Below are 8,626 nucleotides of genomic sequence, written 5' to 3'. Positions count from 1 at the left end.
TTTAACACCTTCTTGGATGAAGTATACGCTATTGAAAATGTTTCTTAATTAAATCACTGTTCAACTTGCTCTTGCAATTCACGAAAATAAAAACATCGTCTATAGCATATGATATGAAAATAACTGAATGTTTTCATTTCTATTGACAATTCTTTTCAATATCGTTATGATTCACTTCATGAGACTTACCCCATATTTATTTTCACTCTAAGGAGATCGATTACCCATGCGTAGTACAACGAAGATTCTCTCCCTTTTGATGCTCGTCCTATCCCTCGCGCTCGTCGGCTGCGGCGGTACGGACAAAGCGGCGGAAAAACCTGCGGACAAACAGCCGGCGCAGCCGTTCCGCATCGTCACGTCGTTCTACCCGATGTATGTTGCCACGATCAACATCACACAGGGGGTCGACGGCGTTGAGGTACACAACATGACGAAGCCGCAGACAGGCTGTCTGCATGACTATCAGCTCATGACGGAGGATATGAAGACCCTCGAGAATGCCGATGCATTCGTTATCAACGGCGCAGGCATGGAGGACTTCATGGACAAAGTGACCGAGCAGCAGAAAAATCTCAAGGTCATCGACGCGTCACGCGGCATCAAGCTCATCCACGACGAGGAGGGCGACAACCCGCACGTCTGGCTCAGCGTGACGGATGCGATCCAGCAGGTGCGCAACATTGCCGACCAGCTCAAGGAAGCCGATCCCGCCCATGCGGACACCTATGAGAAGAATGCTGCCGCCTACATCGAAAAACTCACGTCGCTCAAGACCGAGATGCACGCCGCACTCGATAATGTGCCGCACAAGGACATCGTGACATTCCACGAAGCATTCCCCTATTTTGCCGAGGAGTTCCATCTCAACATCATCGGCGTTGTTGAGCGTGAGCCGGGCACGGAGCCGACACCGACCGAACTGCAGGAAACCATCGAACAGGTCAAAGGACTTTCTGCCAAGGTTCTCTTCACCGAGCCGCAGTATTCCCCTGCCGCCGCAGAGACCATCGCGCGCGAGACAGGTGCGAAGATCTATACGCTTGATCCCGTCGTCACGGGCGAGGCAACGCCGGCGGCAAAGGATGCGTACCTCGACACGATGCGTAAGAATATGAATACGCTCAAGGAAGCGCTTCAGTAAAAATATACCTCTTCTCTTCATATAAAGTCTCATACAATCGAAAACGGGACTGCCGCTCTCTGTCATACAGAGGAACGGCAGTCCCGTTTTTTCGTTAATTGATTTAGCCCGCGGCTTCCTGATCCTCAGGGCTCGGCACATCGTCCGAGAGGTCGATGCGCGGTGCTTTTCCCTTTGGCAGCAGCGAGAACACAGATTTGAGAAGTTTCTGTGTATACGGATGCTTTGCATGTGCGAGATCTTTGCCGTCGAGTTCTTCGACAACCTTGCCGAAATACATAACGACAACGCGCGTGCAGAGCATGGAGACGAGCGCAAGATCGTGACAGATGAAGAGGATCGTGAGATCCCGCTCCTTCTGAATACGGATGAGCAGTTCGACGATTTTCTCCTGCACGGAGACGTCGAGTGCACTCGTCGCCTCATCGCAGACGAGAATCGCCGGCTCGAGCGCAAGGGCGCGGGCGATGCCGACGCGCTGACGCTGACCGCCGCTCATGTTCGCGGGATAGCGATCCGCAAAGTCCTCGGGCAGATCGACGAGACGCAGCAGCTCCGCCGCCTTATCGCGCGCACTGCCCTTGAGGAGACCAAAGTTCCGCAGAGGCTCGCAAATGATGTCCTTGATCTTCATCTTCGGGTTGAACGCCGTATTGGGATCCTGAAACACCATTTGGATGTTGCGACGCATATTGCGCGCCTCTTCCCCCTTCAGCCCCGTAATCTCCTGCCCGCGGAAGAAAATCTGTCCTTCCGACGGGGCGTGCAGCTGCATCAGTGTACGCACGAGCGTACTCTTTCCGCAGCCACTCTCTCCGACGATGCCGAGCAGCTCCCCTTTGTAGACGGGGAACGTCACATCGTCGCAGGCGGTCAGAACCTTTCCGCCCGCAATGGGGAATCGCTTCGTAATGTGTTCGATGCGCAGGATTTCCTCACGCTCCGGCTGCATAGCTTTCCCCTCCTATCTGCGGTACGGCGAGCAGGAGCTCCTTGGTATAGTCGCTCTTAGCGTGCTCGATGACCTGTTCCGCCGTCCCGTGTTCCAAGACCTTGCCGTAACGCATAACCATGATCTGATCCGACATATAGGCAGCAACACCGAGGTTGTGTGTCACCATGACGATGGACGTGCCGTCTTTTCTGCAAATATCCATCAGTTCGTTGACGACCTGTGCCTGGGTCGTCACATCGAGCGCCGAGGTTGGCTCGTCGGCAAGAAGCAGCGCGGGGCTGAAAAACATCGCCATCGCAACACCGACACGCTGACGCATACCGCCGGACAGCTCGAATGGATAGCTCTTCATCACATTCGCAGGGTTGTTGAGGTGCATCCGCGCGAGCATATCCTGCGCGCGCTCCGCTGCCTCCTTCGTCCCCACGTCCTCATGTGTCTGAATGTATTCGACGAACTGTTGTCCGATGGTCTGAATCGGATCAAGCGTACTGCCGCTGTCCTGAAAGATCATTGCCGCCGTGCCGCCGCTGACCTTGCGCCAGTCCGCGTCACTCGCCTGCGTCATATCCTTCCCATCGAACAGAATCTGTCCGCCCGTGACCTTGCCGACGCTCGGCAGACAGCCGATCATGGCGCGAATCACGGTCGTTTTGCCGCTGCCGCTTTCACCGACAATGGAGAGCACTTCGCCTTCGCCGAGCGAAAAGCTCACATCATGCACCATCTCCGTGCCTTCATAAGCGACGCAAAGGTTTTTCACCTCGATCTGCATCCGCGCTTCTCCTTCCCTTCATGACGCAGGAAACGCCGGGGGTAAGACCCCGACGCTCCCGCCTGATAGTCCTAGAAATTTTACTTCGCTGCCGGCATGATCTTGTTCGTCAGCCAGTAGTAGTCCGCGGGGTGCATGATCGCGCCCGTAATCTTGGTCGAGCTGACAATGTTCGTCTCGGGATAGCCGAGGAAAAGAGATGCCGCATCATTGAGGAGAATCTGCTGCATGTCGATCATGAGCTGGCGGCGCTTCGCCGGATCAAACTCGACGGCAAGTGCGGCGCATTTCGCATCGTATTCCGGGTTGCTGTAGCCCGAGCCGTTCTGCGGGTTGTCGCCGTTGATATTCGTACGCCAGTACCAGTTGAGGTAGATCTCCGGGTCGCCCGTATTCGCCGTCGTGATGTTCGAGATCAGAAGGTCATATTCGCCGTTGATGCCAATCTTGTCAAGGAGATTATAGTCCACCGTTTTGACCTTCACGTCAATACCGACCTTCTTGGCATCCGCCTGCACGGCCTCGGCATAGATCGGCAGCTCCGCACGGCTGTTGTAAACGATGAAGTCGACGCTCAGAGGCTTGCCATCCTTATCACGGATGCCGTCGCCGTCCGTGTCCTTCCAGCCCGCCTCATCGAGGAGTTGATTCGCGCGGTCGACATTGTAGGCGTTCGGGTCGACGAGCTGATCAAATCCATAGTCGAGCGAGGGCGGTACCGGGGCCTTGCCCGGAATGAACGTGCCCTTGAGGATCACTTCATTGTAGGACTTGCGATCGCACATGCTGATAAACGCAGCGCGCACCTTCGGATCGCCGAGAATGCCCTTCTGATTGATGCGTGCAAGCACCGTTCGCAGGGATGCGATGCGGTCGACATGGAATTTGCTCGTGTCGTTGAAGAGGCCGAGGTCACCCGCAGCGATGTTGACCGCCATATCGACCTCGCCGGACTGCAGGGCCATCGCGCGCGTGTTCGGATCGTCGATCGAGGGGATCTCTACCGTCTCATACGGCACTTCGCCGCCCCAGTAGTTCGGGTTCTTCTTCATAACGGCCTTTTCCTTCACGAAGGATTCGCAGACATACGGCCCTGTGCAGATCGGTCCCTGCTTTGCAAAATCGCGTTCCCCTTCACTCTGCGTATCGACGATAAGGAACAGAGGATCAGCGAGATATCCGAGCATACTCGGCGCCGGCTTATCTGTTGTGATCTTGAGCGTCTGCCCGTCCGCCGTCATGTTCGTATACTTAAAGAATGTTGCCGCCCGCGTATTCTTTGCAAACGTACGCTCAAGAGATGCCTTGACCGCCTCGGCTGTGAGCGGTCTGCCGTTCGAGAATTTAACGTCGCGAATCTTGAACGTCCATGTCAGCTTGTCATCGCTGATCTCCCAACTCTCGGCAAGCCACGGCTGAATATTCATCTTTTCATCGAACTGTGTAAGGGTTTCGCCCATGCCGTAACGCATAACGACCCAGCCGAAAGCGTTCTCTGTCGGCTCGAGTGAATCCGCGAAGTTCGTCACGCCGATCTTCAGCGTCTTCGTATCCGCTGCCTTATCCCCTCCGCCGCCGCAGCCGGTAAAGACTGCCGCCGACATGCACACGGCGAGCGCCGCCGTAAGCATTTTTTTCCATTTTTTCACAGAAAAACCTCCTTGCATAACCCCAAACATCCGGCGGGAGCGTCACTTTCGCCCCCGTCCCTTTATCCGAAAAGGCTTAGTTCGCCTTGCGCGGATCCAAATAGTCGCGGAGCGCGTCGCCCCACAGGTTGAACACGGCGACGACGATCACGATCGCCGCGCCCGGGAACATCATGAGCCACGGCGCCGTCTGGAGCGACTGCCGCCCCTCGTTCAGCATGAGCCCCCACTCCGGTGTCGGCGGCTGTGCGCCGAATCCGAGGAACGAGAGTCCTGCGAGCTCCATCATCATCGCGCCGATATCCATTGCCGCTGTCGTGAGCACAATCGGAATGATATTCGGCACGACATGGCGGATGAGCATGTCGCGCGGCCGCGTGCCGCTCGTGATCGCAGCCGATATATAGTCCTGCTGGCGAATCTTCAGCGCGACGGAGCGCGCGAGACGCGCGTATTTCGTCCATCCGACCGCAACGAGCGCGAGAATCGCATTGACGATACTGCCGCCCATCATACCGGCAATCGCGATCGCGAGCACAATGCCCGGGAACGCGAGAAATATATCGGCAAGCCGCATGATGACCGTGTCCACCTTGCCGCCGACATAGCCGGAGACGACGCCGATCAAGGAGCCGACGCCTGCGATCAGAATGACGACGGTGAGCGCCATAAAGATCGAGATGCGCGCCCCGTAGATCACACGTGTAAAGAGATCGCGCCCGAGCTTATCCGTACCGAACCAGTGCTCGGCGGACGGCGGCAGAAATGCCTGCTGCATTACGGACTCATAGGGATTCTGTGACAGAATGAACGGAACGAGCAGTGCAACCAAGAAGATAATGCCCGCCATAATCGAGTATCTGCGCAGAATTTTGGCGTCCTTGCTCATGCTTTTGTCCCCCTCTTCAAGCGCGGATCAAGATAGGTATAGGAAATGTCCACAATGAAGTTGACCAGCATATAGAGAATGGCAATCCAGAGCACAAAGCCCTCCAGCAACGGATAGTCGCGCGTCTCTATCGCGCGCACCGCAAGGCGGCCCATGCCCGGCCATGAAAAGACGATCTCGATGACCGCAACGCCGCCGAGCAGCCAGCCGACCGCAAGACCGAACAGCGTGATCAGCGGCAGACACGCATTCGGCAGCACATGCCGCCAGAGAATGCGCTGCATCGACAGCCCGCGCGCACGCGCACCGACCACGTAGTCCTGTCCGAGTTCCTCGAGGATTGCCGTGCGCACCTGCCGCGTATACTTCGACGAGAGGAGAATGGCAATCGTGAGTGCCGGCAGCACCATACGGTCGGGCGTCACCTCGCCGCCCGCGATTGGGAACAGGCCGAGTTTCAGCCCGAACACAAAGAGGAGCAGCAACCCAACCCAAAAGCTCGGCATCGATACGCCGAGGAAAGTAATCGCTCGGATCAAATGATCCGGCCAACGGTTCCGATACACCGCGGCGATGATGCCGCACGGCAGGGAGATGACGAGCATCATCGCCAGCGCCGTTCCGGCAAGCGCGAGCGTCCCGGGCAGTGCTTGGGCAAGTTTGTCGACGACGGGAATCTTCGCCGAATAACTCATGCCCATATCCCCGTGCACAACCCCGTTCAGCCAGTGGAAATACTGCTCGTGAAAGGGCAGGTCTAATCCAAGCTCATGCCGTGTCCGTTCGATGGTTTCCTGTGAAACGATCGTATCGCCCGTCTCTAGGATTGCATCAATCGGATCACCCGGTGCGAGAAATGTCAGACCGAACGTCAGGAACGTCACGCCGAGCAATGTCAACAGCATCTGTCCGAAACGTGTCAGAAAAAATTTGGCAGTCAAGTCTCCATCTCCTTTTCCCTTTGCCTTTCTCTACACAAAAACCGCCTGTCTTAGAAAAGACAGGCGGCCGGACGCACAAAAACAAGGTCATAAATGCCCGTGCGGGCATACAAACCGTGCATCCATCTCCCCATCTCTCGTAAGTCCATCGATGAATCCTATTGCAAGCAGGCTTTCCGGCTCGTAGATCAGCGCGTTCCTCCGCCTTCCCGGTTGGTCACCAGTGACTTTAACAGGCACAGGCTCTGCGCCTGTGGAAGAACACTCCCTACATACGGCTGCGGGACAGCACGGGCATTGCACCCGTTTTCCTCTCATCGCTCGGAGACCTGCATCTATTTTCATATCCCCCTGATACGAAAACATCTCTCCGACACTTGCAACGTTTTATGCAGTTTTATAGGATTATAGGCGTAGTATATCTACATACGACAGACTTGTCAAGAGATTCGTCCAGAATAATCATAAGTTATTATTGTTTATCGAAGCAACAAGGACATTCGGCGCATATTTCGCTCGGTATACACCGCGCAGGAGGAATGTAGCGCAGAGTGCGCGTATCGTCTGATCAAGTGCGAGGGAGAGCCACGCCCCTGCAAGTCCCATATTCATTTCGTGCAGGAACACATAGGTGATGATGGGGCGCAGGAACGTGATGCTGACAAAGGAATACGCTGCGACCTGCGTGGTCTTTCCGCTCGCGCGCAGAATGCCCGCGCAGATCATCTGATGCGCCTCCGGGAAACTGACCGCCGCGACATAGATGAGAATTATGCTGCCAAGTGCAAGCAACTCCGGATCGCTCGAATAGATACTGAAGATCTCCTCGCGGAACACGAAGGTCAGCAGGAATGCGACCGTCGAGAAGAAAAAGCCCCATGTAATGCCGATCCATACGAAACGCCGCCATGCATCCCGCTTTTCATCGTCGCGGTTATGTCCTGCGAGTACTGTGCTCGCTTTGCCAAGCCCCCCGCCGAAGCTGTAGTAAAAGTCGCAGAAATTCATCGCGATGGCGTGCACGGCATATGGAATCGTCCCAAGCTCGGCGACCATGCGCGTATAGACGACCATACCGATGCGCTCAAATCCCTGCTCGCTGAAGATGCCGCCAAATACGCCGAGGAACTCACGGAAATAATCGCGTGTCGGCAGATAGCTCCCCTGTCCAAAGATGCCCCAGCGGAAGAGAACGCGCACGCTGAGGAGAAACGACCAAATAGAGCTGCCAATCGTACCGATGGCGGCGCCGAGCACCCCGAGGGCGGGAAAAGGCCCGATGCCATAGATGAGAAACGCGTTGAGGATGACGTTCAGCACGTTCCCCTGCAGATTGATGGAGAGCACGGTCATAGACTCGCCGCGCCCAAGCATAACCGCCTGCATCGTCGCCGAGAGCGATGTGATAAAGACAGCGGGCAGCGTCCACGATGCATAAAGCACTGCGTCAGCGATATAGTTTTCCTGTGCGCCCATCCATAGGAGGATGTCCTCGATATAGATAAAAAAGACAATATGCGCGATGCCGAGAACGACAACGACGAGTGACAAGGTCTTTTTCATCACATCGCCGTAGCTGTCGCTCTGTTGTCTGCCAAACCGCTCCGCAATGAGCAGAGTGACGGCGGCGGCAACGGAACGTGCCACGGTGAGGAGCACCATACGAGGCTGAGTAAAAATACTGACCGCCGCAATTGCAGCCGTGCCAAGCGAACCGACCATGATGATATCCGCGTTGCTCAGGAGGATCATAAAAACGCCCTCAAGCGCCGCAGGAATCCCCACACGCAGATAGATCTTGTCATACGACGTGACCATGTTATCCCCCCCGAGAAAACCTCACAGTAACGCAGATTAGATTATCATAACTGATATTTACTGTCAATATATATTTATGTTCATATGATTATTTTATTTGCGAAAAGGAGGATGATATGACTGAACCGAATAAATATCCACCCGCATAGCGGGTGGTTTTTCATTTTCGGGCATAGCCCTTATGTAATTGGCGGCGTACAAGTACGCCTTTTATTGGCCTGCCAGCCATGCACAGATTACTTGCCACCCATAAATGGGTCTCTTGGGTCAAACAAGCTCAGTTGATCCTGCTCCCGATCCTTCTTCAGCTGGTCAGCTATGTACTCCTTAATCGCCTTGGTGTTCTTTCCTACGGTATCGACATAATACCCTTTGCACCAAAATTCTCGATTACGGTATGCAAACTTCATGTTCCCATACTTCAGGAATATCATTAAGCTACTCTTGCCCTTTAG

8 protein-coding genes and 1 riboswitch are annotated in these 8,626 nt (G+C 55.1%); of the genes, 1 reads left to right on the top strand and 7 read right to left on the bottom strand.

All coding sequences use genetic code 11. The features are described from left to right. Positions 1–226 precede the first annotated feature (226 nt). On the top strand, positions 227–1,144 hold the full coding sequence (locus tag K341_RS0110485; RefSeq protein ID WP_026762767.1) for a metal ABC transporter substrate-binding protein: 918 nt from the start codon (positions 227–229) through the stop codon (positions 1,142–1,144). 103 nt (positions 1,145–1,247) lie between these two features. On the opposite strand, the gene K341_RS0110480 is transcribed toward K341_RS0110485, so the two are convergent. The 7 genes from K341_RS0110480 to K341_RS0110450 all read right to left on the bottom strand — a co-directional run. Continuing rightward, positions 1,248–2,096, bottom strand: a complete 849-nt coding sequence (locus K341_RS0110480) for an ATP-binding cassette domain-containing protein (protein ID WP_009348968.1) — start codon at positions 2,094–2,096, stop codon at positions 1,248–1,250. Then, complete coding sequence (locus K341_RS0110475) at positions 2,080–2,874, bottom strand: ABC transporter ATP-binding protein (RefSeq protein WP_026762766.1); 795 nt, start codon at positions 2,872–2,874, stop codon at positions 2,080–2,082. Before K341_RS0110475 ends, K341_RS0110480 begins: the two co-directional genes overlap by 17 nt. Before the next feature lie 80 nt (positions 2,875–2,954). Beyond that, positions 2,955–4,478 (bottom strand): ABC transporter substrate-binding protein, encoded by a 1,524-nt coding sequence (locus K341_RS0110470; protein ID WP_375712113.1) that lies wholly within the window; start codon positions 4,476–4,478, stop codon positions 2,955–2,957. A gap of 121 nt (positions 4,479–4,599) precedes the next feature. Beyond that, positions 4,600–5,412, bottom strand: coding sequence for a nickel transporter permease (gene nikC, locus K341_RS0110465; RefSeq protein ID WP_026762764.1), 813 nt, complete (start codon positions 5,410–5,412; stop codon positions 4,600–4,602). Beyond that, a complete protein-coding gene (nikB, locus tag K341_RS0110460; protein ID WP_026762763.1) occupies positions 5,409–6,353 on the bottom strand; it encodes a nickel ABC transporter permease in 945 nt (314 codons plus the stop codon). Before nikB ends, nikC begins: the two co-directional genes overlap by 4 nt. A 149-nt stretch (positions 6,354–6,502) precedes the next feature. Then, a riboswitch (cobalamin riboswitch) is annotated at positions 6,503–6,701 on the bottom strand. A 114-nt stretch (positions 6,702–6,815) separates the two neighbouring features. Continuing rightward, positions 6,816–8,171 (bottom strand): MATE family efflux transporter, encoded by a 1,356-nt coding sequence (locus K341_RS0110455; protein WP_009348973.1) that lies wholly within the window; start codon positions 8,169–8,171, stop codon positions 6,816–6,818. Positions 8,172–8,407: 236 nt separating this feature from the next. Beyond that, positions 8,408–8,626, bottom strand: a 219-nt coding sequence (locus tag K341_RS0110450) for an IS200/IS605 family transposase (RefSeq protein ID WP_026762762.1), incomplete at its 5' end; no start/stop codon positions are given.

It is taken from the genome of Centipeda artemidis DSM 19719 (assembly GCF_000426665.1).
GTDB lineage: Bacteria > Bacillota > Negativicutes > Selenomonadales > Selenomonadaceae > Centipeda > Centipeda artemidis.
This window is presented reverse-complemented; position numbering and strand designations above follow the sequence as displayed.

What these genes read in the sequence shown, in the direction of transcription:
- K341_RS0110485 (WP_026762767.1), top strand. Translation starts at nt 227, where the DNA reads ATGCGTAGTACAACGAAGATTCTCTCCCTTTTGATGCTCGTCCTATCC.
- K341_RS0110480 (WP_009348968.1), bottom strand. Translation starts at nt 2,096, where the DNA reads ATGCAGCCGGAGCGTGAGGAAATCCTGCGCATCGAACACATTACGAAG.
- K341_RS0110475 (WP_026762766.1), bottom strand. Translation starts at nt 2,874, where the DNA reads ATGCAGATCGAGGTGAAAAACCTTTGCGTCGCTTATGAAGGCACGGAG.
- K341_RS0110470 (WP_375712113.1), bottom strand. Translation starts at nt 4,478, where the DNA reads ATGTCGGCGGCAGTCTTTACCGGCTGCGGCGGCGGAGGGGATAAGGCA.
- nikC (WP_026762764.1), bottom strand. Translation starts at nt 5,412, where the DNA reads ATGAGCAAGGACGCCAAAATTCTGCGCAGATACTCGATTATGGCGGGC.
- K341_RS0110455 (WP_009348973.1), bottom strand. Translation starts at nt 8,171, where the DNA reads ATGGTCACGTCGTATGACAAGATCTATCTGCGTGTGGGGATTCCTGCG.